Source organism: Vibrio chanodichtyis, from assembly GCF_028863985.1.
Lineage (GTDB): Bacteria > Pseudomonadota > Gammaproteobacteria > Enterobacterales > Vibrionaceae > Vibrio > Vibrio chanodichtyis.
Window position 1 is genome coordinate 1 of record NZ_JARBFT010000007.1, and the last position, 24,926, is coordinate 24,926.

Annotated in this window: 18 protein-coding genes, 1 pseudogene and 1 other annotated feature; of the genes and pseudogenes, 10 read left to right on the plus strand and 9 right to left on the minus strand. The window is 46.7% G+C overall.

Translation table 11 applies throughout. The features are described 5' to 3' along the window. Nucleotides 1-293: 293 nt before the first annotated feature. From clpB to rluD, 3 genes are all read right to left on the minus strand, one after another. Complete coding sequence (clpB, locus tag PUN32_RS08790; RefSeq protein WP_166014458.1) at nt 294-2,867, minus strand: ATP-dependent chaperone ClpB; 2,574 nt, start codon at nt 2,865-2,867, stop codon at nt 294-296. Between the two features lie 203 nt (nt 2,868-3,070). Then, a complete protein-coding gene (gene pgeF / locus PUN32_RS08795) occupies nt 3,071-3,793 on the minus strand; it encodes a peptidoglycan editing factor PgeF (RefSeq protein ID WP_274722758.1) in 723 nt (240 codons plus the stop codon). 2 nt (nt 3,794-3,795) lie between these two features. Further along, nucleotides 3,796-4,770, minus strand: a complete 975-nt coding sequence (rluD, locus tag PUN32_RS08800; protein WP_274722759.1) for a 23S rRNA pseudouridine(1911/1915/1917) synthase RluD — start codon at nt 4,768-4,770, stop codon at nt 3,796-3,798. 154 nt (nt 4,771-4,924) lie between these two features. On the opposite strand from rluD, the gene PUN32_RS08805 reads away from it, so the two are divergent. From PUN32_RS08805 to yjjX, 6 genes and pseudogenes are all read left to right on the plus strand, one after another. Beyond that, the gene (locus PUN32_RS08805) at nt 4,925-5,650 is read left to right on the plus strand and encodes an outer membrane protein assembly factor BamD (protein ID WP_274722760.1); all 726 of its coding nucleotides are present in this window, start codon (nt 4,925-4,927) and stop codon (nt 5,648-5,650) included. A gap of 438 nt (nt 5,651-6,088) precedes the next feature. Then, a complete protein-coding gene (gene hpf, locus PUN32_RS08810; RefSeq protein ID WP_274722761.1) occupies nt 6,089-6,415 on the plus strand; it encodes a ribosome hibernation-promoting factor, HPF/YfiA family in 327 nt (108 codons plus the stop codon). Nucleotides 6,416-6,568: 153 nt separating this feature from the next. After that, nucleotides 6,569-6,685: a sequence feature (Phe leader region), on the plus strand. An 11-nt stretch (nt 6,686-6,696) separates the two neighbouring features. Next, complete coding sequence (pheA, locus tag PUN32_RS08815) at nt 6,697-7,872, plus strand: prephenate dehydratase (protein WP_274722762.1); 1,176 nt, start codon at nt 6,697-6,699, stop codon at nt 7,870-7,872. 251 nt (nt 7,873-8,123) lie between these two features. After that, complete coding sequence (locus tag PUN32_RS08820; protein ID WP_274722763.1) at nt 8,124-9,164, plus strand: polyamine ABC transporter substrate-binding protein; 1,041 nt, start codon at nt 8,124-8,126, stop codon at nt 9,162-9,164. After that, nucleotides 9,148-11,479 (plus strand): annotated as a pseudogene (locus PUN32_RS08825) (putative bifunctional diguanylate cyclase/phosphodiesterase). Before PUN32_RS08820 ends, PUN32_RS08825 begins: the two are co-directional and overlap by 17 nt. Continuing rightward, nucleotides 11,472-11,990, plus strand: a complete 519-nt coding sequence (gene yjjX, locus PUN32_RS08830) for an inosine/xanthosine triphosphatase (protein WP_274722764.1) — start codon at nt 11,472-11,474, stop codon at nt 11,988-11,990. Before PUN32_RS08825 ends, yjjX begins: the two are co-directional and overlap by 8 nt. 79 nt (nt 11,991-12,069) lie before the next feature. Here the strand turns inward: yjjX and trpR are convergent, their stop codons facing one another. Next, on the minus strand, nt 12,070-12,381 hold the full coding sequence (trpR, locus tag PUN32_RS08835; protein WP_274722765.1) for a trp operon repressor: 312 nt from the start codon (nt 12,379-12,381) through the stop codon (nt 12,070-12,072). A 54-nt stretch (nt 12,382-12,435) separates the two neighbouring features. After that, nucleotides 12,436-14,370, minus strand: a complete 1,935-nt coding sequence (sltY, locus tag PUN32_RS08840) for a murein transglycosylase (protein ID WP_274722766.1) — start codon at nt 14,368-14,370, stop codon at nt 12,436-12,438. A 378-nt stretch (nt 14,371-14,748) separates the two neighbouring features. On the opposite strand from sltY, the gene ettA reads away from it, so the two are divergent. Further along, nucleotides 14,749-16,416, plus strand: coding sequence for an energy-dependent translational throttle protein EttA (gene ettA / locus PUN32_RS08845; RefSeq protein ID WP_274722767.1), 1,668 nt, complete (start codon nt 14,749-14,751; stop codon nt 16,414-16,416). 227 nt (nt 16,417-16,643) lie between these two features. Next, the gene (locus tag PUN32_RS08850) at nt 16,644-17,012 is read left to right on the plus strand and encodes a PilZ domain-containing protein (protein WP_274722768.1); all 369 of its coding nucleotides are present in this window, start codon (nt 16,644-16,646) and stop codon (nt 17,010-17,012) included. A gap of 67 nt (nt 17,013-17,079) precedes the next feature. Here PUN32_RS08850 and tyrA read toward each other — a convergent pair whose 3' ends face one another. The 3 genes from tyrA to nagZ all read right to left on the minus strand — a co-directional run bounded on the left by tyrA (nt 17,080) and on the right by nagZ (nt 20,487). Further along, nucleotides 17,080-18,207, minus strand: coding sequence for a bifunctional chorismate mutase/prephenate dehydrogenase (gene tyrA, locus PUN32_RS08855; RefSeq protein WP_274722769.1), 1,128 nt, complete (start codon nt 18,205-18,207; stop codon nt 17,080-17,082). A gap of 12 nt (nt 18,208-18,219) precedes the next feature. Next, nucleotides 18,220-19,293, minus strand: a complete 1,074-nt coding sequence (locus PUN32_RS08860) for a 3-deoxy-7-phosphoheptulonate synthase (protein ID WP_274722770.1) — start codon at nt 19,291-19,293, stop codon at nt 18,220-18,222. A gap of 204 nt (nt 19,294-19,497) precedes the next feature. Continuing rightward, nucleotides 19,498-20,487 (minus strand): beta-N-acetylhexosaminidase, encoded by a 990-nt coding sequence (gene nagZ / locus PUN32_RS08865; RefSeq protein ID WP_274722771.1) that lies wholly within the window; start codon nt 20,485-20,487, stop codon nt 19,498-19,500. A gap of 105 nt (nt 20,488-20,592) precedes the next feature. Between nagZ and PUN32_RS08870 the strand changes: the two genes are divergently transcribed. Both PUN32_RS08870 and murQ read left to right on the plus strand, forming a co-directional pair. Continuing rightward, nucleotides 20,593-21,723 carry an anhydro-N-acetylmuramic acid kinase gene (locus tag PUN32_RS08870; RefSeq protein ID WP_274722772.1) on the plus strand — a complete coding sequence of 377 codons (1,131 nt, stop codon included), beginning with the start codon at nt 20,593-20,595 and terminating at the stop codon, nt 21,721-21,723. A 17-nt stretch (nt 21,724-21,740) separates the two neighbouring features. Next, complete coding sequence (gene murQ / locus PUN32_RS08875; RefSeq protein ID WP_274722773.1) at nt 21,741-22,667, plus strand: N-acetylmuramic acid 6-phosphate etherase; 927 nt, start codon at nt 21,741-21,743, stop codon at nt 22,665-22,667. A gap of 113 nt (nt 22,668-22,780) precedes the next feature. Here murQ and fusA read toward each other — a convergent pair whose 3' ends face one another. Next, complete coding sequence (gene fusA, locus PUN32_RS08880) at nt 22,781-24,868, minus strand: elongation factor G (protein WP_274722774.1); 2,088 nt, start codon at nt 24,866-24,868, stop codon at nt 22,781-22,783. Nucleotides 24,869-24,926 lie beyond the last annotated feature (58 nt).

A 24,926-nucleotide genomic window follows, 5' to 3' on the forward strand; every position in this document is an offset into this window, starting at 1 on the left:
AGCGAGATAATTGTCAGTGTCAAACACTTTTTTCATCTTTTTGCATCGAAGCGTTTTGCCTAGCTGACTGGCCCTGAAGCCTTGCGGCGTCTGCCGTGTCAGTGAGGGCGAATTATAGGGATGATTTTATTTCTGGCAAGACCCTAAATGCACTTTTTTCTATACTTCAAACTCAAGCGGACAAATAACCAGCAAAAAACACCAATACACCCCATTATGAACGGTGAAACAGACCAAAGAACCACTAAACATGGCTCTCTGGTGCTTGTTTTGCTAGCTCATTTTTAACTCAACTACTGAGTTGCAAAAATATTACCGTCTTTTACCGACAATTTAATTGGTGAGCCTGGTAAAAATTTTCCGGCCAAAATCGATTTCGCCAGAGGATTCTCAACATTTTGCTGGATCGCCCTTTTCAGTGGGCGTGCACCATATACAGGATCGAAACCGACATGAGCAATCAGCTCAAGCGCTTGATCATCCACCTCTAGTGGGTAATCACGCTCTGCCAAACGTTGACGCAAGCGGCCTAGTTGAATCGAGGCGATCAACTTAATATGCTGCTGACCTAACGGATGGAATACCACACTTTCGTCGACTCGGTTCAAAAACTCTGGACGAAAGTGTTTAGTGACCACATCCATGACCTGCTGTTTGATACCTTGATAATCCAAACTAGCAAAATTCTCCTGAATACGGCTTGATCCTAAGTTAGAAGTCATGATCACCACGGTATTACGGAAATCCACCGTGCGACCTTGGCCATCGGTCAATCGTCCGTCATCCAAAACTTGCAGTAAAATATTAAACACATCAGGATGGGCTTTTTCTACTTCATCCAACAAAATCACTGAATAAGGTTTACGACGCACAGCTTCGGTTAAGTAACCGCCTTCTTCATAGCCAACATAACCAGGAGGCGCACCGACTAAACGAGCCACCGAGTGTTTCTCCATAAATTCCGACATGTCGACTCGCACCATGGCATCTTCACTATCAAACAGGAAATTGGCGAGTGTCTTACACAGCTCGGTTTTACCAACCCCTGTTGGGCCAAGGAATAAGAATGAGCCGATGGGACGATTCGGATCCGACAAACCAGCCCGACTGCGCCGAATGGCATTGGCGACCACTTCAACCGCTTCTTGCTGACCGATCACCCGGTGATGCAGTACATCTTCCATGCGCAATAATTTTTCTTTCTCGGCTTCCAGCATTTTTGAAACTGGGATCCCGGTCTGCTTAGACAGCACTTCAGCGATTTCGGCATCGGTGACTTTATTACGCAATAGGGTCATTTCCTGCATTTCAGCTTGCGCGGCAAGATCAAGCTGCTTTTCTAACTCCGGGATACGGCCATATTGCAGTTCTGACATGCGACTTAAATCACCAGCACGACGCGCCACATCGAGATCTAGCCGCGCTTGCTCTAATGCTGCTTTAATATGTTGGGTACCAGAAAGCGCGGCTTTTTCGGCTTTCCACACTTCTTCAAGCTCTGCGTAATCACGCTCTTTTTCTTGCAGCTCTTCATTTAAGAGTGTCAGCCGTTTGGTACTGGCTTCATCATGCTCATTTGACAGTGCTTGCTGCTCTATCTTGAGTTGAATAATTTTACGTTCCAGCTTATCCAGCGCTTCCGGTTTGGAATCAATTTGCATCCGGATACTGGATGCTGCTTCATCAATCAAATCGATCGCTTTATCGGGTAATTGCCGATCCGAAACATAACGATGCGATAAACTCGCCGCAGCGACAATCGCCGGATCAGTGATTTCCACATGATGATGCAGCTCGTAACGCTCTTTTAAACCACGCAAGATGGCGATGGTATCTTCCACACTTGGCTCATCGACCAGCACTTTTTGAAAGCGGCGTTCTAAGGCGGGATCTTTTTCTATATATTGGCGATACTCATCCAGTGTGGTGGCACCAACACAGTGCAATTCTCCACGCGCCAAAGCCGGTTTGAGCATATTGCCAGCATCCATCGAACCTTCGCCTTTCCCCGCGCCGACCATGGTATGCAGCTCATCAATAAACAGAATGATGTTGCCTTCTTCTTTGCCCAATTCATTGAGCACCGATTTTAAACGCTCTTCAAATTCACCACGATATTTAGCCCCCGCCACCAGCGCGCCCATATCCAAAGATAACACCCGCCGACCACGCAAGCCTTCTGGTACTTCATTATTGATGATACGCTGCGCTAAGCCTTCGACAATCGCAGTTTTACCCACCCCTGGCTCACCAATGATCACTGGGTTATTTTTGGTACGCCGTTGTAACACTTGAATGGTGCGCCGAATTTCATCATCTCGGCCAATCACCGGATCCAGTTTGCCCTGCTCTGCCCGCTCGGTCAGATCGATGGTGAATTTTTCCAATGCTTGGCGTAACTCTTCCGCATTCGGATCCTTGACTTTCTGCCCACCACGAATTTTTTCAATCGCATCAGACACTTTTTTCTCGGTGAGGCCAAGTTGTTTCAACAAAAGCCCAAGCGGCCCCTTATCTTCCAGCGCGGCGAGTAGATAGATTTCAGATGAGATGTAAGCATCTTGGCGCTTTTGCGCCACTTTATCACACAGGTTAAATAACGAACCTAAAGCAGAAGAGAGCTGCACATCACCACCAATACCACTGACTTTCGGTAAGCGATCGAGCAGTTCGCCGAGCTTAGAACGTAGCTGCATCACATCAATATTCAGCATGGTAAGTAGTGGACGGATCGGGCTGCCATTTTGATCAAGCAGCGCCATCATTAAGTGTACCGGTTCGATATATTGATGATCACGCCCAAGCGCTAATGACTGAGCATCAGAAATCGCGATCTGAAATTTGCTGGTAAATCTATCAAGACGCATATCAACCTTCCTAATCTCATCTGAGATGAACTAAATCTGTCTATTAAGATGGTTATCAACGGCTAGATTTTCAAGGTAAGTGGGGCAAACTTTGTGGCAGAAAATGGATTGTAAAAAGATAAGGAATAGACAATAGCGGTGGGAGATAGGGTATTTAGTGGAAGATATCGTGTTTAGTGGGAAATATCGTGTTTAGTGCAAGATTACTCTTCAAGCCAAATAAATGTCGCTTGACGACCGGTCACACCATCGCGGCGATAAGAATAAAAATTTGTTGAGTCTTGATAAGTACACCTGCCACTATCAAACACTTGATCAATGCCCAGTTCATGCAAACGCAGTTTGGCTAATTGACCCATATCCGCCAGCCATTTGCCTTTCTGCGCCTGAGGAGTAAACGCCTGTTCAGCATCGGAATGATGAGCAACAAAGGCAGAAAACACGTCGTCGCCCACTTCAAACGCTTGCGCACCAATCGCAGGGCCAAGCCATACCATCACATCGCCACTCATTTTTGCTGCAGTTTGTTCAACAATCCCGTTGGCTAAACCACGCCAGCCAGCATGAACAGCCGCAACTTGAGTTCCTGCCTGATTGGTCATCAGCACAGGTAAACAATCTGCCGTCATCGCCGAACACACCACATTCGGAGTCGAGGTTATCAGACCATCGGCGTTTAGCACTTGTTCGGTCGGAGCATCGACATTGAGTACCATCGTAGAATGGGTTTGGTTTAGCCAAATCGGTGAGCAGGGCAAAGCTGATGTTTCCACCAACGATTGCCGATTACGTAGTACAAGCTTCGGATCATCCCCAACATGCATACCAAGATTTAAACCCTGATACACACCTTGTGAAAAACCACCCGTACGAGTCGAACTGAATGCTCGAACTTGCTTTGGCGCTTTCCAGTTGGGGAGAATCATGCTTAGTACTCTTCCGTAGGATTTAGCTGAGTGTCTTCACGCAGAGCGAGGGTCATCTCCACCATATCATCCGGTACTGGCGCATGGAATTCGAGCTCTTCTCCTGTGATTGGATGCTCAAACTTCAACATCACCGCATGCAACGCTTGACGGTCAAAATGACGAATCATTGTCGTTAGCTCTTCACTCGCCCCTTTCGGGATGCGCGCGCGGCCACCATAAGCGGTATCCCCTAATAGAGGATGCTGCAAATATGCCATGTGCACCCGGATTTGGTGTGTACGCCCAGTTTCTAGACGCAAACGCAAACGGGTATGCTCACGGAAATGCTCCGCGACACGGTAATGAGTAACCGCATGCTTGCCCATTGGCGAAACCGACATCAAAGTGCGCTTAGTCGAGTGACGACCAATCGGCTTATCAATCATGCCGCCTGCGGTCATGGTGCCAATCACGATCGCTTCATACTCACGAGTCACATCGCGCTTTTGCAATGCACGCACTAAGTGGGTCTGTGCGGGTATGGTTTTCGCAACCACCATTAAGCCCGTCGTATCTTTATCGAGACGATGGACAATCCCCGCCCGCGGCACTTCTGCAATCGGCGGATAATGGAATAACAGCGCATTGAGCACTGTGCCATCCGCCTGACCGGCACCAGGATGCACCACAAAGTCACGCGGTTTGTTAATCACGATAATATCGTCATCTTCATACACAATGTTCAGTGGCAAATCCTGCGCTTCCCAGCGCTGTTCATCTTCTAATTCAGCCTGAACGGTAATCACCTCGCCACCCATTACTTTGGTGCGTGGCTTGGTGACAACTTCACCATTCACGACAATCTTGCCTTCCAGCAACCACTCTTTTAAACGTGAGCGAGAAAAGTCGGCAAATAATTCAGCTACAGCTTGATCAAGACGTTGACCAAGCTGGCTATCTTTTACTGTTTGAGTTAATTCAATCTGATGAGCCATATCGAACTTTTTAAAAAACCGTGAGACTAATAGTCACTAGTATGGAAAAATACCCCGACATTGTAGCTGTTACTGCTGAGAAAGTAACGAAACGATTTGCGCGCGGCTTACGCACTTATTGAAAAGCAACATTTGCAAGGAATTCCACCCTGACATGAAATACCAAACTTTATCAGGCCTACTCGCGTTATCCCTGTTATGGGGTTGCTCTAGCACTCCAGAAGTGGTGCCGGATGTGCCACCATCTGAACTTTACTCGCAAGCACAAACCGCACTGCAAAGTGGCTCTTGGCTAACCGCTATTGAGAAATTAGAAGCGCTCGATTCTCGCTACCCATTTGGGGCGTATTCTGAACAAGTACAGCTTGATTTGATCTATGCCTACTACAAAAATGATGACTTGGCATTAGGCTTGGCCACGATTGAGCGATTTATCCGCCTCAATCCAACCCATGAAAAGATGGATTGGGTATTTTATATGCGTGGTTTGACGCATATGGCACAAGATCGCAACTTTATGCATGACCTGTTCAACATTGATCGTCATGATCGCGATCCTGAACCGGTAAAAGCCGCTTTCAATGATTTTAAACGACTGCTCCAGCGCTATCCAAATAGCCCTTACGCCCAAGATGCTCAGCAGCGCATGCTCGCGCTAAAAAATCGTTTAGCCGAATATGACTTAGCCACGGCCGATTTCTATCTGCGCCGTGAAGCTTGGATTGCCGCCATCAATCGCACCCAAGAGCTGCAAAAAACCTATCCGGATACTCAAGCGGCACGTAAAGGATTAGAAATTCAGCTTAAAGCTTACCAACAGCTCGGCTTAACCGATGCTGTTGAGCGGACTAAGCAGTTGATCCAGCTAAACCCGCTATAGGCTAAACTTCTCACTGACACAAAAAGAGCCACTCAAAAGTGGCTCTTTTTCTATCGTAATGGATTATCGCCATCACGCGCTAATTCCATTCGTCACAGTTACCGCTTCAAGTTGCTTTTTACTATTACAACATCCCGTTATGTAACGTGATGATAATCACAAGCTCAAAGTGGTGTTTTTTTATTCTTTCGGTATTTTAAGTCGCAGCAAGGCACTAAAAAATCGGCAGTTTTTAGTTTTTGCTTCTTTCGAATTTAGCGCTTTTATAAGAGATAACAAGCTTTTTATAGCTCTGACTGACATAAGCTTTGCGATAGATCACGTTTATTTCAGAGCAAAAAAAATGCCGCATCAAAAGTGACAATGATCACATTATTTCCCATTCAGCACGCTAATCTGAAAGCAACCCATAAGGGATGACACAGAGGAATAAGCATTATGAAGATCAACATCACTGGCAAAAATATCGATATCACCTCTGCAATCCGCGATCATATTGAGGGTAAATTCAAAAAATTAGAGAAATGGCAAGTCGACATTATTGGTTGTCAGGCCAGTTTTAGTGAAGAACCGAATAAGCAGAAAAAATTTGAAGCCGTAGTGAGCATTCCACGTGGCCAACTGGTTGCCTCCGCCATTCACGAAGATCTGTATGCTGCCATTAATGAGGTCGAGCAGAAACTTGAACGGCAATTAAACAAACTGCGCCACAAACCCGAAGCTCGTCGAGCCGATAAACCAGAACCTAGTGAAGAGCTAGAATAAACAGCCATTGATCGCCAAAACCATTCACCGTTGCGACGATTGACAATTAAGATAATCGACAGATAGCGCCTCAAGGCGCTATTTTTTCGCTTGACGCTCTGTAGGGGCTTGCTTATTGTGTATGCACAATAAACTGGATAACTATTCATTGTTCACGCTAATTAGCTGTGCTTTTTTGATTTATTTTTCCATCGTGCACATAACTCGCAGATGCTCTAAAGACAAATCAAAAACGAACAGAAAGCCTCCTCTTTAGGGGGCTTTTTTATAAGGATAAGTTTATGACCGACAAACCATGCTCACTCGATGATATTCGCTCACGCCTTAACGAACTGGACGACCAATTGCTTAGCCTGCTGTCAGAGCGTCGCCAAATGAGCATTGAGGTCGCAAAAAGTAAAGTCGAAACCGCCAAACCGGTACGTGACCCAGCGCGTGAACAACAACTATTGGTCAAGCTGATCAACGCAGGCAAAAACAAATACCAGCTAGATGCGCAGTACATCACGAAGATTTTTCACACTATCATTGAAGATTCAGTATTGCTGCAACAAGCCTATTTGCAAAACTTAGCCAATCCACAAAGTCGTAAGCCATTGGCTAGAGTTGCCTTTTTAGGAGCCAAAGGCTCCTATTCACACCTTGCTACTCGCGAATATTTCAGCCGTAAAAATACCGAATTAATTGAGCTTAATTGCGATCGTTTCAAAGAAGTTGCCAGTACGGTGGAATCGGGTCATGCCGATTACGGTGTGCTGCCCATTGAAAATACCAGTTCAGGATCAATCAATGAAGTGTACGATTTGCTGCAACACACTACCTTGTACATCGTTGGTGAACTGACCCAACCGATTGAACACTGTTTAGTCGCCACCCAAGATATTCGCTTAGAAGATCTTAAAGTGCTCTATTCCCACCCCCAGCCACACCAACAGTGCAGTGAATTCCTGAGTCACTTAAAAGGAGTGAAATTAGAAAGCTGCGCCAGCACCGCCGATGCCATGAAAAAAGTGCAGCAGCTTAATCGCGCCGATGTGGCAGCGATTGGCAATTCAGCCAGTGGTAAGCTCTACGGATTACAACCGATCCAAGCCAATATTGCTAACCAAACTGAAAACCATACTCGTTTTATTGTGGTAGCACGCAAGCCTGTTGAAGTCTCACCACAGATCCCAGCCAAAACCACGTTAATTATGTCGACCTCACAAGAAGCCGGGTCACTCGTTGCGACACTTCTGGTATTACAACGTTATGCGATCAATATGACCAAGCTCGAATCGCGGCCGATTATGGGCAATCCTTGGGAAGAGATGTTCTATGTCGATTTAGCCGCGCACATTGATTCACAAGCTATGCAGCAAGCGTTAGTCGAACTTACCCAACTGACTCGCCACTTGAAAGTACTCGGTTGTTACCCAAGTGAAAATATCAAACCAATCCAAGTGAAATTTATTTGAAGCGACAAATTTGACCAACTAAGCTGACAGTTGCATAAGATTTAATTACAATACTCCGCGATTAAACATAGCCTTAACTCGCCGAAACAGAGCATGTCGCCGATAACCTAACGCGAAGTGATTCATTTTGTTGCTGCTGTTTGCTTACTGCGGTTTACTGACTCTTATTTTTGCTTATGTTGTTTTCTTGCTCATGTTGTTTTCTTGCTGATAGTAAGAAAAGCCATCACGAATGGAGATCGTATTGGCCAATGATTAAACGCATTTTTTCGCTGATCATGTTGAACACGGCCTGTGCTCACACCTACGCTTCACCACTCAATATCTATCTATGGGAAGATACCATTGCCCCAAGTATCATCGATACTTGGCAGCAACAAACTGGCATTTCAATTAATCTTTACCATTTTGATAACGATGATCAACGCAGCTTACTGATGCTAAAAAGTGTTCAGCTGCCATTCGATATTGTGATGTTAGATAACGTCTCCGCATCGATTTTCTCACGCCAAAATGAATTTGAAGATCTCACAAACCTACCCAATCGCAATAATAATGACCCACTTTGGCTACAGACCTGTGGCACACACGCGATCCCTTATTTTTGGGGCGCAGTGGGGATCGCCTATCGTAAGAGCCGATTTAGTACGCCTCCCAGTCAGTGGAGCGAGGTAATCGATATTGCACCAGAGCACCGTGGCCACGTCGGGATGCTCAAAGACAGTGTCGAAACGTTATTACCTGCACTATCGATGCTCAACGCCTCACCGCTCACGGATTCGATTGATCTTTTAAAGCAAGCCTACCACCTACTCGAAGCGGCCAAGCCTAATATTCTGACTTATGAATATGCGCTAAGTTATGTGCGCAGTCATCCTCGACCGGACAATTTGCACATGGCGGTGACTTATAGTGGTGATCACTACTCACTCAACCGTTTCTTGAACGAGCAAGATTGGCAATTTGTGGTACCAGAAGGCCCAGCTTATCTATGGGTAGACTGTCTAGCGGTAAATAGTTCCTCAACCAACGTCACCCAAGCCAAAGCTTTTCTCGATTTCCTAATGCAACCCAATATTGCAGCGATTAACGCTGAATATATCCAAACCGCAAGTCCAAACTATAAAGCACGAGCTTTGCTTCCTGCAGAGCATCGTGAAGACAGTTCGATTTATCTGCCGGAGCCACGTCTCGCAGTGGCGCTTATCGACAGTGAGCTGTCAGCCAAAAATCTCAATCTACGCGCCAAAATCATCAACAGTGTGACTCATCACTATGAAACTAAACCATAGAATTCTATTACTGATCACCCCAGTGATCCTGCTCAGTGCCGCTGTTTCAAGCCATATGATTTATACCAGTCAGAAAAACGCGCTGATCAAAAGAACTGAGAGTTATCTGCAACTGAATATTGAGAAATTAGCTAACCATTATCAACAAGCACAAGCATTGGTGAGTAGCTACGCTTTTACCTTAGCCAAAAGCGACATCATGCGGCACTATTTCGCGCTAGAAAATAATCCGTATCAAGAACTGGCATTAGTGGATAATCTGCGGGAAACCTTAGATATTTTACAACCGAATGAGCAACAGTTCGTTGCACTATCGATTCTAAATGGTAATCAAGAACTGCTTTACTATGCAGAAAATAGTGCCGATCCATTTACAACCATCGACCCTCAGGTGCAGGACTACGTCACACAACGTTTTTCAACCACCCAAAAAACTTCCGACATTAGTTACACACTCAATTCCGTTGGTGAAGATATACTGGTTCGCTATGATCTATTAGATCAACAGACCTTATTAACGCCACTCAGTTACAATCGGCAAGATGTGTTTTTTGTGGTGGTGTATGTGGTATTAGAGCAGTTCAGCCGACTGCGGCAACAAATTGAATTTGATAACCAAAGCCCCATTCTTTTCAGTCATACTCCACCAACGTATCAAAATCAATTCACACAATCTGTTGAGCTACAACCCGGGTTTTACGCGACATTAAACCCCGCCCCACAAATACTGAATACCAAACTAGGCGCAATTCAGTTTCGACTGTTACTCTCTTTTGGTATCTCAGCCTTGGTTACTGTTCTCCTACTGCTGATGCTACTTTATCGTCATGTAATTAACCCCATACTTAAGTTGGATAAACAGTTAAAAGAAGTGGAGAATCATCAACGCAAAAATATTGAACCACTGAAAACTAACGACGAGATTGGCCGACTCTCCTCACGTTTTTACGCTATGTACACCGAATTAAACTCGACGTATCAACGTACCAAAGCCTTAGCTGAAAATGATCATCTCACTAAACTGGCCAACCGCTATCAGTTTCAAGTACAAGCCAATTTGCTACTTTCCCGCTATCATGCCACTCAACAGATCTGGGTAATGTATATCGACCTCGATAACTTCAAATATGTGAATGACAAATATGGCCACCAAGTGGGGGATTCGCTATTAGTCAGCTTTGCTAGTCATGTTCATCAACTGTGTAAAAGCTTTGAAGTCAGCCACAATACCTTCAGTATTGCCGCTCGCTTATCCGGCGATGAATTTGCCATTTTGCTCGTAGCCCCAAAACGCTTTAATGATTGTGCCAATCAATTCGCCCAACAATTATTAGCCCCAATTCAAAACCAAGAACATCCGATACTCAGCGATTTCCCTGTGACCGCTAGCATTGGCATTGCTACCTTTCCCAATGATGGTACTCATATCGAAAAATTACTCCTGAATGCCGATACGGCAATGTATCAAGCCAAAAATGCTGGGAAAAATCAGATCGCCTACTACTCGCAAGCTTTAGACCAAATAGTACAGCGACGTAATAATATTGAGCGTGCTTTACGCTTAGGTTTATTTGAAAAAGAGTTGAATTTGGTTTACCAACCCTACTTTACTTGCTCTGATGGACGCTTAGCCGGTTTTGAGGTGTTACTACGTTGGCAGTCTGAATCGCTCGGAGAAATCTCTCCTGATGAATTTATCCCGATAGCCGAACAAATTGGACTCTATGGCACCATAGACCGCTGGGTTATCATGCAAACATTCCGAGAGTTTGCCCTTCTGCAAGCGATAAGCAGTGATCCGATGCAGATTTCGATTAATCTCTCTTCCGCTGAACTTAACTCCCAAAAGTTAGCTGAATTTATCCACCAGCAAGCTAATTTGTATAAGGTCGATCCGCAATGGATTGATTTTGAAATTACCGAAACCTTTGCCGCTGACTCACAAAGTATCCATCTTTTGCACGAACTCTCACGCCTCGGCTATGGGTTAACCATTGATGATTTTGGATCTGGCTACACTTCCATCACTCAGCTCGTACTCTATCCGATACAAAAAATAAAGCTTGATCGCCAATTTTTGGATACACTAATAGCCACTAACAAACAGGATGTCATTTTACCGCTCATTAGCTTCTGCCATTCACAATCGATCAAAGTCACTGCCGAAGGGATTGAAAATAAAGAAACTCATCAATGGTTAGCCAATTGCCAATGCGATTATATGCAAGGTTTCTACTTGGGACATCCAATGAGCGTCACCGATATTAGCCCCTGGCTGGCCTCGTTACCATCGTGATAAAAAGAGTTATGCTTAAGATAATTATTGCTTCACAAAACCCGGCCAAAATAAATGCGGTGCAAAGTGCATTTAGCACCGTATTTGCCGATCATAACTGTGAGTTTATTGGCATATCAGTGCCCAGTGATGTCGCCGCGCAACCGATGAGTGACACCGAAACCAAACAAGGTGCTCTCAACCGAGTGCGAAATGCCAAACAACAATATCCTGGTGCAAACTATTACGTCGGTATAGAAGCCGGCATTGAAGATAACAAAACCTTTGCCTGGATGATTATTGAATCGAGCGAGCAACGAGGTGAATCACGCAGTGCTTGCTTAATGTTGCCGCCATTGGTGCTTGAACAGCTTGGTTCTGGCACAGAATTAGGCGATGTGATGGATCAAGTCTTTGGCACCGAAAATATTAAGCAGCAAGGTGGAGCGATTGGCTTATTAACCGCTCATCACCTGACCCGTAGCTCGGTTTATCACCAAGCTTTGATTCTAGCTCTGACCCCATTCCTCCATCCTGATCTTTACCCTTAAGCGTAACCAGCATGACTTGATCGCATGATCAAGTCACTGATACGACGAACTGTTTTCTCAATCCAGGTTAGGATCCGAGTTAACGGACTGGTGAAGATGGCGGAGCCAATAGTTGTGCCAACGCCGTTTTGTCTTGTTCGGTACGGGATTTAAGCTCATTCGATCCTCGCGTAATCGTCGCAATCCCCACCCCCAGCATCTGGCTAATTTGTCGCTGTGACATCTCGCCACTTAACAACTCATGCACAATATTGACTCGCGCAACCAGCGCTTCGCGTTCATCGAGGGTCATCAGCAACGTCAGCAACAATTCATGCTGATCTTGCTGCACCGCCTGCTGAACCAGATCTAACACTTGCTGCCACTGCGTGTAATAAGGTTGTGCTAGCATAGTTGTACTCATTAAGTGATACACCCACTTATTGTAGTGCAGCCGATTGAGGAATCAATACTTTGTATTTAACTCTCGTTCACTAAGAAAATGGCCTTCTACCCCCATTAAATCTCGATAGTAGGTTTCAAACATTAAAATATTCTGTACATAGCCGCGCGTCTCAGCAAATGGGATCGCCTCAATAAAGCCATACACATCCAACTTGCCTTGCGTACGCTGCCGCCAATTATCAACCCGGCTCGGTCCGGCATTGTAGGCTGCGAACGCTAAAATCCGATTCTGATCATAGCGCTCAAGTAAGCTACTGAGATAGCGGCTACCAATTTCGATATTTTTAGCCACTTGGTATAGCTGTTCAGGATGGCTATAACTCAACTGGTATTTGCTTGCCGTATAACGCGCTGTATCTGGCATGATCTGCATCAAACCTCGCGCGCCAACGGGGGATTGAGCATTCGGATTCATCGCACTCTCTTGTCTGGCTAATGACATCAAAGTGATAGGGTCAATACTATTTTGCTGTCCATGCAGAGTAAATAAATCTTGATGGACCACAGGGAAACGCAACTGATTGTTATCCCATAACTTGGCAGCAATCGTCGCCATAATGGTCATCTGGTGCCAGCCAACACTGGCAGCATAAGCAGCTAACATCGCTTGCTCACTTGGACTAACCCGGGCCAATAACCAGCGCCACTCACTGTTTGCAGCAGTCATTTTATTCAGCAAGACCAGCTCGTTGATCCGAGCTAACGCCTTGTGATGGGTTTTAAGCATCGATTGATCAAGCACTAGGGTGCTGGTCGGATAATTCACCGCTTGCTGCAACCATTTAGCGGCAGCAACACTGTAAAAATGGCGCTGCCCAAGCAAAGCTTGTAAGCGCTCACGACCTTGCTGTGGCTGACCAAGAGCAATCTCACTTCTCGCTTGCCAATATTGCCAGCGCAATGTCTTGCGCTCTTGCTCCGGCAACCGCGCAATCCACTTGGCTAAATCACGCCAATCATTTTCACGCAGTGCTAAACGAATGCGCGCTTCAATCAAACGCACCTCATGACTATCGCGAATCACCTGATCGCGCCATTCGGTTATCGCAGGCTCTTGAACATCCATCAGACGGATTGCAATAAAGCGAGCGGTTCGATTTTTTTGCGCTTGAGGCCAAGCTTGCGCTTTCGCAACGTCATTCAACACCGCTTGGGCCTTTAACGGCTCAGCTCTGGTCCACTTTTGCAGCGCCAATTCGGCCAGTTGTTGATTAAACGGATCTTGCGCAGCTTTGCGGCTGTAAGCCAATACTCGCTCCGGTTTATCAAACAGTTCGAGCATCGCTTGAGCTTTAGCTTGGGATTTTTTACCCTGCAATTTTTTTTGCAGATAGACAATCAGATTTCGATTACGCCCCTCAAAAGCCAATAAAGCCCGCTTGAGTCGCCACTCATCGGTTAAGCCCCCCACCCGTTGCCATTCAGCAAACAGTGGGTCACATGCATCAGCAATGCTCGCCCCACTCATCCACAATTTTTTCGCGCCAGCGAACGCCTCATTACGCAGACCGGTTTGTAACTTGGCATAGTAATAGTGACACTGATAAGTCTCCCCGTTGGGTAATTCGGTTTGGAATTTAAGTAACGTTACCCATTTTTTATCACGCGCCAGTGCATCTAAATACGGTGCAGCAATTCGCGCGGCAAAGGGAAATTCTTGGTGGCTATCAATAAAATTGCGCACCACTAGCGGCGGCTTATTGCCAATATCAATCAGAAAAGCACGGTAATCGAGATAAGGAGTCAATGGATAGTCATCAATTTGTTGGCGAACTCGCTGGTATAGTGCGAGATCCTGATGATTCAAGCTAAGCTGCACTTTCTCATATTGCTCTCGCTGTACGGTTAAATCCGCAATATTCGCGCTGACAGCACAGGCGGTTAACATGAAGACTGACACGAGGCTACCCGGCTTAAGTCGCGTCACAGACATCATAAGATCTCATCCTTAAAATCAATGGCAATTGTGGCTAGCGATAAGCACAACCAAAAAAGAAGCTAACACCACCTATCTGGGTAATACCGACTATTGAACGGATTCTCACCAGAGTTCTCAATAGCAGTGAAGTAAACTTAATGCAAATAATGCAACATTTTATTAAGTATTGCTGGCCACGAAGACCAAACCGTACACCCATCGCTCTAGGCCGATTGTAATGGCTCACGTTCGTCCGCGCGCGGCTCACTCCCATTAAATAAGAAAGTCTCAAGAAATGTTTCGCCCCCCAAAAAGCGGGCGCTCTAGTAACAAAGCGGCTTGCTTTGATATAGAATAATCACTTTATTCCGTTTGAAAGATTAGGAACGATCGGCAATGGCTGAATACGTATATACCATGTCTCGGGTGAGCAAAATTGTGCCACCCAAGCGTCAAATTCTAAAAGACATCTCTTTGAGTTTCTTCCCAGGCGCAAAAATCGGTGTTTTGGGCCTTAACGGCGCAGGTAAATCAACCCTGCTGCGGATCATGGCTGGCATTGACAAAGACATCGATGGTGAAGCTCGCCCACAACCTGGCTTAAACGTCGGTTACCTGCCGCAAGAGCCAAAGCTGGATGAGAGTAAAACCGTACGTGAAGTGGTGGAAGAAGCTGTTGCTGATGTGGTACGCGCCCTTAAGCGCCTCGATCAAGTGTATGCGGCCTACGCTGAGCCTGAAGCCGATTTTGATGCGCTGGCTAAAGAGCAAGGTGAGCTTGAAGCACTTATCGAAACCAAAGATGGCCATAACTTAGAAAACGTATTGGAGCGCGCGGCGGATGCACTGCGCTTGCCAGAATGGGATACGCAAATCAAATTCTTGTCAGGGGGTGAGCGTCGCCGGGTTGCTATCTGCCGCTTGTTACTTGAAAAACCAGACATGCTGTTACTCGATGAGCCAACCAACCACTTGGATGCGGAATCCGTCGCTTGGTTAGAGCGTTTCTTGGTTGATTACTCAGGAACTGTTGTCGCGATCACCCACGACCGTTACTTCCTCGACAATGCCGCAGGCTGGATTCTCGAGCTTGACCGTGGTGAGGGTATTCCATGGCAAGGCAACTACACGTCATGGCTAGAGCAAAAAGATGCGCGCTTGAAGCAAGAAGCTTCGCAAGAAAAAGCGCGCCAAAAAACCATTGAGAAAGAGCTGGAATGGGTACGCCAGAATCCAAAAGGTCGTCAGGCGAAATCGAAAGCGCGTATGGCACGCTTTGAAGAGCTGCAAAATACCGATCACCAAAAACGTAATGAAACCAACGAACTGTTCATTCCACCAGGTGAACGCTTAGGCGATAAAGTGGTTGAAGTCAAAAACCTGACCAAATCGTTTGATGGCCGAGTGTTGATTGACGATCTGTCATTTAGCATGCCAAAAGGAGCGATTGTGGGCATTATCGGTCCTAACGGTGCCGGTAAATCGACGCTGTTTAAAATGCTCAGCGGTGTAGAACAAGCGGATTCAGGCAGTATTGAGTTGGGTGATACAGTGAAACTTGCATCAGTGGATCAGTTCCGCGACAGTATGAATGATAAGCACACCGTGTTCCAAGAGATCTCTGAAGGGGCAGATATTATTCGCATCAACAACTTTGAAATCCCTGCGCGTGCTTACTGCTCTCGTTTTAACTTCAAAGGCGTTGATCAGCAAAAAGTGATTGGTGAACTGTCCGGCGGTGAACGTAACCGTGTGCATTTAGCCAAACTGCTCAAAGCTGGTGGTAACGTGCTGTTGCTCGACGAACCTACAAACGATCTGGACGTTGAAACGCTACGTGCTTTGGAAGAAGCTCTATTGGAATTTCCAGGCTGCGCGATGGTGATCTCTCATGACCGCTGGTTCCTTGACCGTATCGCAACTCACATTCTTGACTACCGTGATGAAGGTAAAGTCAACTTCTACGAAGGTAACTACACCGAATATATGGAGTGGCTGAAACAAACGCTTGGCGCACAAGCTGCTGAGCCACACCGGATCAAGTATAAACGTATGACCAAATAAAACCTTCGTGCAGGTTATGGCAAAGGTCGCAATGCGACCTTTGCTCTTTACCATGAGCATAGGCAAACTATGTGATTGGGGTGAACGAACGTCGCCAACATTGCTGCAGCTTCAAGTAGGAAGGGGATAGCGTGTGATCAAACCAACCGATTATTGCTCGACTTCAGAGAGTTAGGTGCTGGTTTGCTATGCTTGATTTATCTACCGTATTTGTCTAGGAGAACGCTATGATCGAAAAACGCCGTTTTTCACGGATTTTGTACCAAGCGCCTGCCACCTTAAACCAAGGTGATAAACAATTGGCAACGTGTATTCAAGATCTGTCATTGCATGGCTTACTGCTGTGGTGCGAAGAGCCACCCAAGCTGGATGGACACGCTCTAGTGGAAGTCGTTTTTACGCTACCAGACAGTGATGTAACTTTGCGTTTGACCGCTAAGATCATTAGCGTACAAGAGCGCATTCTACGCATGGCTATCAATCATATTGATATCGATAGCATTGCCCATTTGCGCCGTTTAGTAGAGTGGAATCTCGGTGATGACAGCTTACTGCATCGCAATTTAGAACATCTCTCTTATCTTGAGCAGCCTTAATTGATCTACCTTAATCATCCCCGATTTAACATGCCTTTTGCCACCGCCAATCGCACTTGCCGGTCGGCTAAGTGCGCTGGAGTGTGTCATTAGCTTGCTTGAGCAGATGCTGGCTTTCGTGCATAAACTGCTGGGAATAATCACCAAACCACTGGCTAACTCGCACAAACTGTTCGACAAAACTCGCCTTATCCCCCATGCTGACCAACTCTACCGCCTCAGATAAGCTGCGCTGAAAACGCTGGATCATCGCAATATTATCGGCGGATGAGAGAATAATATCGCCATATAAATGCGGATCTTGCCCAAATAAGCGTCCCACCATCGCCAGCTCTAAACGATAAATCGGTGAGCTTAATTTAAGCAATTGCGCCAAATTCGGGTTTTCTTTACGCAGATGCAGCCCATAAGCAAAAGAAGTAAAGTGACGCAGCGCTTGGATCAACGTCATACCTTGATCATGTTCTGCCGCATCAATGGGGCACAAACTGGCTCCCCAAATCGCCAATTGCTGCAGCAGCCATTGGTAATGTTCTGCGCCTCTCCCATCGCAATGAACCACCACCTGTTTAGCCAAACTTGGCACATCCGGACCAAACATCGGGTGTAACCCCACCACTGGCCCAGCATGTACTTGCAGCATCGCTGCGAGCGGTTTGGCTTTGATCGAGGTTAAATCACACAAAATACAATCTGCCGGTAGTTGGCCGAGCTTTTCAATCACACTAAGCGTTAAGTGGATCGGCACCGTAACCATCACTAATCCGGCATCGTGCAGTAACTGATCGGCCTTATGCCAATCTTGGCTGCCTAACACTTTGACTTGATAGCCTGAAAGTTTAAACATTCGTCCAAACAAGCGACCAAGTTGACCATGACCGCCGATGATCACCACCGAACGCAGTTGAGGGTTGAGGCATTTAAAACCCGCATCCTTTTCACTGGCATAAGATTCACGCATGGTGCGGCGCAAAATATCTTCGATCAGTTGTGGTGGCACACCTTTGCTTTGCGCTTCAGCTCGGCGTGAAGCCAGCATTGCCGCTTCCCGATCCGGGGCATAAATCGGCAAACCTGCACGGCTTTTTACCTCGCCGACTTGTTCAACCAAGGCCAAACGGCGAGCGAGTAGCTCAACCATTTGCCGATCAACGTGATCAATTTGCTCTCGCAACTGATCCAACTCTAATGCCATATTCTATCCTTGTTATGGTTGTAAGCGGTTGTGCAAAAACGGGATCAGCTCCTGGTGAGCATGACGCAGCAACGCTTCGGTGGCCGACCAACTGATGCAACCATCAGTGATGGACACACCATATTGCATTTGATCACGTGCCAAGTCAGACGACTGATTCCCCGCATTGAGATGGCTCTCAATCATCAAGCCAATAATCGAGCGGTTACCTTCACGGATCTGATGGATCACATCTTCCGCTACCAAAGGCTGACGGCGATAATCTTTACGTGAATTGGCATGACTGCAATCCACCATTAATGATGGCGCTAACCCCTGTTGCTGCATCTCTTGCTCACATTCCGCCACCGATACCGAATCATAATTGGTCTGTTTGCCGCCGCGTAAAATGACATGCCCATTAGGATTACCTTGAGTGGTGAGCAGTGCCACTTGGCCTGCGCGGTTAATCCCCATAAAACGGTGACTGGATGAGGCGGCTTGCATCGCATTGATTGCAGTGGCTAAATTACCATCAGTGCCATTTTTAAAACCGATCGGCATCGAAAGGCCACTGGCCATTTCGCGGTGAGTTTGCGACTCAGTGGTACGTGCGCCAATCGCCGCCCAGCTAAACGTATCCGCCAAATATTGTGGGCTAATCGGATCGAGCGCTTCGGTGGCAAGCGGAATGCCCATTTCCGCTAAATCCACTAACAGCTGACGCCCAACATGCAATCCGTGCTCAATATCAAAGCTGCCATCCAGATGCGGATCATTAATCAAGCCTTTCCAGCCGACTGTGGTACGCGGTTTTTCAAAATAAACCCGCATGACAATGTAAAGCTGATCACTCAACTCAGCAGCCAGCGCTTTGAGTTTCTGCGCGTACTCTTTGGCCACATCAATATCATGAATTGAGCAAGGACCACATACAATCAACAAACGTGGATCGCGCTTATGGATAATATTCGCCACCGTCTGGCGTGATTGACGAATAAAGTCGCGCGCGGCATCGCTCAGCGGAATTTTGCTCTTTAAAGCCTCAGGGGTGAGCAAGATCTGTTCATCACTGATATTGACATCGCTCAATTCACTTCTCTTCATCGCATTTCCTGTAATTTATTATTTACACGCCATCGATAGCATGTCGAAAAACTCAACAGAAAACACGTTAACAGGCTTTAAAAACATTGCAAGTGTAAATTTAACACAACAATAATTGTAAATTTAAGTTTACAGATCTTTAGAGCTCACTAACACGAGGCTGGATTCAACTCGTAAGGGGATAAATAACCCGCTGGCTTGTCATCAACTAAATTGCTCAATGAGACGCTGCATATTATTGGCCGCCTGCCGCCAACGCTCGGAACGCTGCAATTCGCGATAACTGAACTGCTGCTTTTTCAGCAAGCTTTCGGCTTGCGGTACGTCAATAATCGGTAAATTATCCAATACTGAAATCGCCGCTTGGCGTTGATTACACAGCAAAATCATGTCACAGCCCGCCAGCAACGCTTGCTGAGCACGCTCGACAGGCCCGCCCATCACTGCCGCACCTTCCATGCTCAGATCATCTGAAAAAACAATGCCTTTAAAACCGAGTTCTTGACGTAAGACTTGCTTTAACCAGTAACTCGAACCACTGGCAGGCTGTGGATCATAATGTGGATAGACCACATGCGCCGGCATCATCGCGTCGAGTACCCCCGCTTCAATCTGAGCTCGGAAAATCGCCATATCTTGTGCAATCGTTTCACGCTCATCGTAAGGCGTCTCCAGATGCGAATCGGCCACTACCGCTCCATGCCCCGGGAAATGTTTACCGGTGGTGGCCATGCCAACCGCTTGCATGCCACGTAGATAAGCACTGCTATGCTTGAGCACCGTTGTCACATCTTCACCAAAAGATCGACTACCGATGGCTTGGCAGGCAAATCCCATATCGAGTACTGGTGCGAAGCTCAAATCCACATCATGGGCAATCAACTCTGCGGCCATTAACCAACCGCCTTGCTCCGCTAATTCAACGCCATTATCTGCCCGAGCATAAGATTGAGCAGCAGGAATACGGCTAAAACCTTGGCGAAAACGCTGTACACGCCCGCCTTCTTGATCAACACCAATCAAAATCGGCCGTTTGGCGGCCTGGCGAATCGCATGATTGAGCGCTAACAGTTGCTGATTGTCATGATAGTTACGGCCAAACAGGATCACCCCGCCTACCGTCGGATGCTGTAGAATTTCGCGATCTTCGCCACTCAGTTCATAACCGGCGACATCCAACCAAAGTGGTCCCATGTTTGCTCCTTGAAAAATTTGGCAAAATTGTCACAAGCCACGAGGTTATTCAGTTTATTTTTCAATTACAATGCCTTTGTTTGAATATCACAAGAGGCGGATCAGATGGCGGAAAGCGAGCTCTACATTGGAGTGATGTCAGGAACCAGTTTGGATGGCGTTGATACCGCATTGGTTGCCCTACAAGGCGATCATATTACACTGCTCGCCCACTATGATTACCCGATGCCAGCCAACCTCAAACAGCGGTTACTTAGTATCTGTATCGGCCAACCCACCACTTTGATTGCGATGGGTGAGTTAGAGCACGATCTCGGTCATCTGTTCAGTGATGCGGTGCTGGCTTTGCTTGAGCACAGTGGTTATCACTCCACCCAGATCCGAGCGATTGGCTGTCATGGGCAAACCGTGTTCCATCAACCGACTGGAGCGAAACCTTTTACCCTGCAGATCGGTGATGCCAATATCATCGCCACACGTACTGGCATCACGACCGTGGCCGATTTTCGACGCAAAGATATCGCCCTTGGTGGACAAGGCGCCCCGTTAGTCCCCGCGTTTCACCGCACTATTTTTCATGCGGCACAATCGACCGTGGTGGTACTCAATATCGGGGGAATTGCTAATATTTCGGTGCTTAAACCGAATGGTGAAGTGATCGGCTACGATACTGGCCCCGGTAATATGTTGATGGATAGTTGGATCTTGCAACAACATAACCAAGCCTATGATCAAGATGCCAAATGGGCCAAACAAGGCCAAACCAATCACGCTTTGCTGGCTCAGCTAAAACAAGACCATTACTTTGCATTACCAGCGCCGAAAAGCACAGGCCGCGAGCGGTTTAATCTACCTTGGTTGCAAGCGAAGCTGAGCAAATTTTCAATGCATTTAGCCAATACGGTTAATGCAACCGATGTACAACGTACGCTATGTGAGTTCACAGCACAAACCATTGCCGAACAAGTCAACCTATTTGCCGCAGGTATACAGCCACAACTGCTGGTCTGTGGTGGCGGCGCGCAGAACCCACTGTTAATGGAACGCCTGCAAGCTTTACTGCCCGATTGGCAGGTAGCTCCAACCACGCAAATGGGGGTTGATGGGGATAATATGGAAGCGATGGCTTTCGCTTGGCTAGCTCAGCGACGGATCCATAATTTACCAAGTAATTTACCGAGTGTGACCGGCGCATCACGCCATGCTAGCCTTGGTGTGATTTACTACCCTGATTAATCGCTACAGGAATTGTTATGACTAACGATGCTCTTATCGCCGCCCTATCTCATTTGGTTTCCGAACAACGCAATCCAGATACGATGGATATCGACTTGCTCTCGGCCCAAGAGATTGTCGAACGCCTCAATCAGCAAGATAAACAGGTCCCACTTGCGGTAGAAGCGGTCCTGCCACAAATTGCTCAAGCGGTCGATAAAATTACTGCTGCCTTTAAACAAGGTGGGCGCTTGGTTTATCTTGGCGCGGGAACGAGTGGCCGGCTTGGTGTATTAGATGCCTCAGAGTGTCCTCCAACGTTTGGGGTCAGCGACCAGATGGTGATCGGTCTGATTGCCGGAGGTAAAGAGGCGATGTTTACTGCGCAAGAAGGTGCGGAAGATAACCCAACCCTTGGCGTATATGATTTACAGCAAATCCACTTTAGTGCCCAAGATGTATTGGTCGGTATCGCAGCCAGTGGCCGTACCCCTTATGTGCTGGGTGCTTTAGAATACGCCAATCATATCGGGGCAACCACCATTGCTCTCTCGTGTAACCCAGATTCACCGATTGCGGAAATTGCCCAAATCGCGATTTCGCCGGTAGTGGGACCTGAAGCATTATCCGGTTCAACTCGTCTCAAGTCGGGTAGCGCACAAAAACTGGTACTCAATATGCTGACCACGGCCAGCATGATCCGGCTTGGCAAAAGCTATCAAAACTTAATGGTCGATGTGCGGGCAAGTAATCGCAAACTGATTGCCAGAGCGATCCGGATTGTGATGCAAGCCACCGACTGCCAACGCCATGAAGCGGAAACACTACTTGAACAGAGTGGCAATAACGCTAAGCTAGCAATTTTGATGTATTTAACCGGTATGAGCTATCAACAGGCAGCTGCCAAGCTTTGCCAGTCGGAAGGATTCTTACGCCGCGCAGTACAGCAGCATACACAGTCGTAACTCACCGAATATATCACGGCTCAGTGATTAACCGTTTGTCACGGTACTCGCCAAAACAACAAAGCCCCGTAAGCTTTCACTTACGGGGCTTTTTAAAGCTTTAAAACAAAGAATTACTTCTTCGCGTTACGCTCTTTAACTTCAGCAATTACTTGTTCAGCTACGTTGTTTGGACATGCTGAGTAGTGAGAGAACTCCATAGAGAACTGACCACGACCAGAAGTCATTGTACGTAGAGAACCGATGTAACCGAACATCTCAGATAGTGGAACGTCAGCTTTAACACGCACGCCTGTCAGACCCATTTCTTGGTCTTTGATCATGCCACGACGACGGTTCAAGTCACCGATAACGTCACCAACGTGATCTTCAGGAGTGAACACATCCACTTTCATGATTGGTTCAAGAAGCTGAGGAGCCGCTTTTGGAATTGACTGACGGAATGCGCCTTTCGCTGCGATTTCAAATGCGATTGCAGATGAGTCAACTGCGTGGAAGCCACCGTCGAACAGTTCAACTTCAACGTCAAGTACAGGGAAGCCAGCAAGAGTACCGGTGTCCATCATAGACTTGAAGCCTTTCTCAACTGCTGGCCAGAATTCCTTAGGAACGTTACCACCAACAACCGTTGACTTAAAGGTGAAACCAGAGTTTTGCTCTCCTGGCTTGATACGGTAATCGATCTTACCGAACTGGCCTGAACCACCAGACTGTTTCTTATGCGTGTAGCTATCTTCAACTGCTTTAGTGATAGTTTCACGGTAAGCAACTTGAGGAGCACCCACTTCAAGTTCAACACCGTAAGTACGCTTAAGGATGTCTACTTTGATGTCTAGGTGAAGTTCGCCCATACCTTTCAGAATGGTTTCGCCTGAATCTTCGTCAGTCTCAACTTGGAATGATGGATCTTCTGCAACCATTTTACCGATCGCGATACCCATTTTCTCAGAACCGTTCTTATCTTTAGGCTTAACAGCGATAGAGATAACTGGGGTTGGGAAAATCATAGGCTCAAGAGTACATTCGTGCTTAGGATCACATAGAGTGTGACCAGTTTGAACGTTCTTCATACCAACGATCGCAATGATGTCACCTGCTTGTGCAGATTCTAGCTCGTTACGGTCGTTTGCGTGCATCTCAACCATACGGCCAACACGCTCAGTTTTACCAGTTGCACTGTTAAGAATGGTATCACCCTTCTTAATCTTACCTGAGTAGATACGAACGAAGGTCAGGGCACCAAAACGGTCATCCATGATTTTGAACGCAAGCGCTTTTAGAGGCGCATCAACAGATACTGTTGCTACTTCGCCAGTCGGCTCACCAGTTGCTGGATCAGTCAGTGGTTGAGGTTCTACTTCTGTTGGAGAAGGTAGGTAATCAACTACTGCGTCAAGTACAAGCTGCATACCTTTGTTTTTGAATGCAGAACCACAGAAAGTTGGGAAGAACGCGAGATCACGAGTACCTTTACGGATACATGCTTTGATTTGCTCAACAGTTGGCTCTTCGCCTTCCATGTAAGCCATCATCAGCTCGTCATCTTGCTCAACAGCAGTTTCGATCATCATTTCACGGTATTCTTCTACCTGATCAACCATGTCTGCTGGAACTTCTTTGATTTCGAAGTTTTCTGGAAGACCTGAGTCATCCCATACGAACGCTTGACGAGTTAGAACATCAACCACACCAACGAATTCATCTTCGCGACCGATAGGCAGCGTCATAACCAGTGGGTTTGCGCCAAGAACTTTCTTCACTTGTTCAACAACACGGAAGAAGTCAGCACCCATACGGTCTAGTTTGTTTACGAAGATCAGACGAGATACTTCTGAATCGTTCGCGTAACGCCAGTTAGTTTCTGACTGAGGTTCAACACCGCCAGAACCACAGAATACACCGATACCACCGTCAAGAACTTTCAGAGAACGGTAAACTTCAACTGTGAAGTCAACGTGTCCCGGGGTGTCGATTACGTTAAAACGGTGACCTTTCCAGAAACAGGTAGTCGCAGCAGACTGGATAGTGATACCACGCTCAGCTTCTTGTTCCATGAAGTCCATCGTTGAAGCGCCGTCATGTACTTCGCCTAAACGGTGGATTTTACCAGTCAGCTTCAGGATACGCTCAGTGGTAGTGGTTTTACCCGCGTCAACGTGCGCGAAAATACCAATGTTTCTATATAATGATAAATCTGCCATTGTCTTACTCTGTTAATAAGGTATAAAGTGCGCGCAGAGTATATCACAATCTGTCAAG

Bases quoted from the DNA above. Each gene is read 5' to 3' on its own strand.
- clpB (WP_166014458.1), bottom strand. From the start codon at position 2,867: ATGCGTCTTGATAGATTTACCAGCAAATTTCAGATCGCGATTTCTGAT.
- pgeF (WP_274722758.1), bottom strand. From the start codon at position 3,793: ATGATTCTCCCCAACTGGAAAGCGCCAAAGCAAGTTCGAGCATTCAGT.
- rluD (WP_274722759.1), bottom strand. From the start codon at position 4,770: ATGGCTCATCAGATTGAATTAACTCAAACAGTAAAAGATAGCCAGCTT.
- PUN32_RS08805 (WP_274722760.1), top strand. From the start codon at position 4,925: ATGAAATACCAAACTTTATCAGGCCTACTCGCGTTATCCCTGTTATGG.
- hpf (WP_274722761.1), top strand. From the start codon at position 6,089: ATGAAGATCAACATCACTGGCAAAAATATCGATATCACCTCTGCAATC.
- pheA (WP_274722762.1), top strand. From the start codon at position 6,697: ATGACCGACAAACCATGCTCACTCGATGATATTCGCTCACGCCTTAAC.
- PUN32_RS08820 (WP_274722763.1), top strand. From the start codon at position 8,124: ATGATTAAACGCATTTTTTCGCTGATCATGTTGAACACGGCCTGTGCT.
- yjjX (WP_274722764.1), top strand. From the start codon at position 11,472: ATGCTTAAGATAATTATTGCTTCACAAAACCCGGCCAAAATAAATGCG.
- trpR (WP_274722765.1), bottom strand. From the start codon at position 12,381: ATGCTAGCACAACCTTATTACACGCAGTGGCAGCAAGTGTTAGATCTG.
- sltY (WP_274722766.1), bottom strand. From the start codon at position 14,370: ATGATGTCTGTGACGCGACTTAAGCCGGGTAGCCTCGTGTCAGTCTTC.
- ettA (WP_274722767.1), top strand. From the start codon at position 14,749: ATGGCTGAATACGTATATACCATGTCTCGGGTGAGCAAAATTGTGCCA.
- PUN32_RS08850 (WP_274722768.1), top strand. From the start codon at position 16,644: ATGATCGAAAAACGCCGTTTTTCACGGATTTTGTACCAAGCGCCTGCC.
- tyrA (WP_274722769.1), bottom strand. From the start codon at position 18,207: ATGGCATTAGAGTTGGATCAGTTGCGAGAGCAAATTGATCACGTTGAT.
- PUN32_RS08860 (WP_274722770.1), bottom strand. From the start codon at position 19,293: ATGAAGAGAAGTGAATTGAGCGATGTCAATATCAGTGATGAACAGATC.
- nagZ (WP_274722771.1), bottom strand. From the start codon at position 20,487: ATGGGACCACTTTGGTTGGATGTCGCCGGTTATGAACTGAGTGGCGAA.
- PUN32_RS08870 (WP_274722772.1), top strand. From the start codon at position 20,593: ATGGCGGAAAGCGAGCTCTACATTGGAGTGATGTCAGGAACCAGTTTG.
- murQ (WP_274722773.1), top strand. From the start codon at position 21,741: ATGACTAACGATGCTCTTATCGCCGCCCTATCTCATTTGGTTTCCGAA.
- fusA (WP_274722774.1), bottom strand. From the start codon at position 24,868: ATGGCAGATTTATCATTATATAGAAACATTGGTATTTTCGCGCACGTT.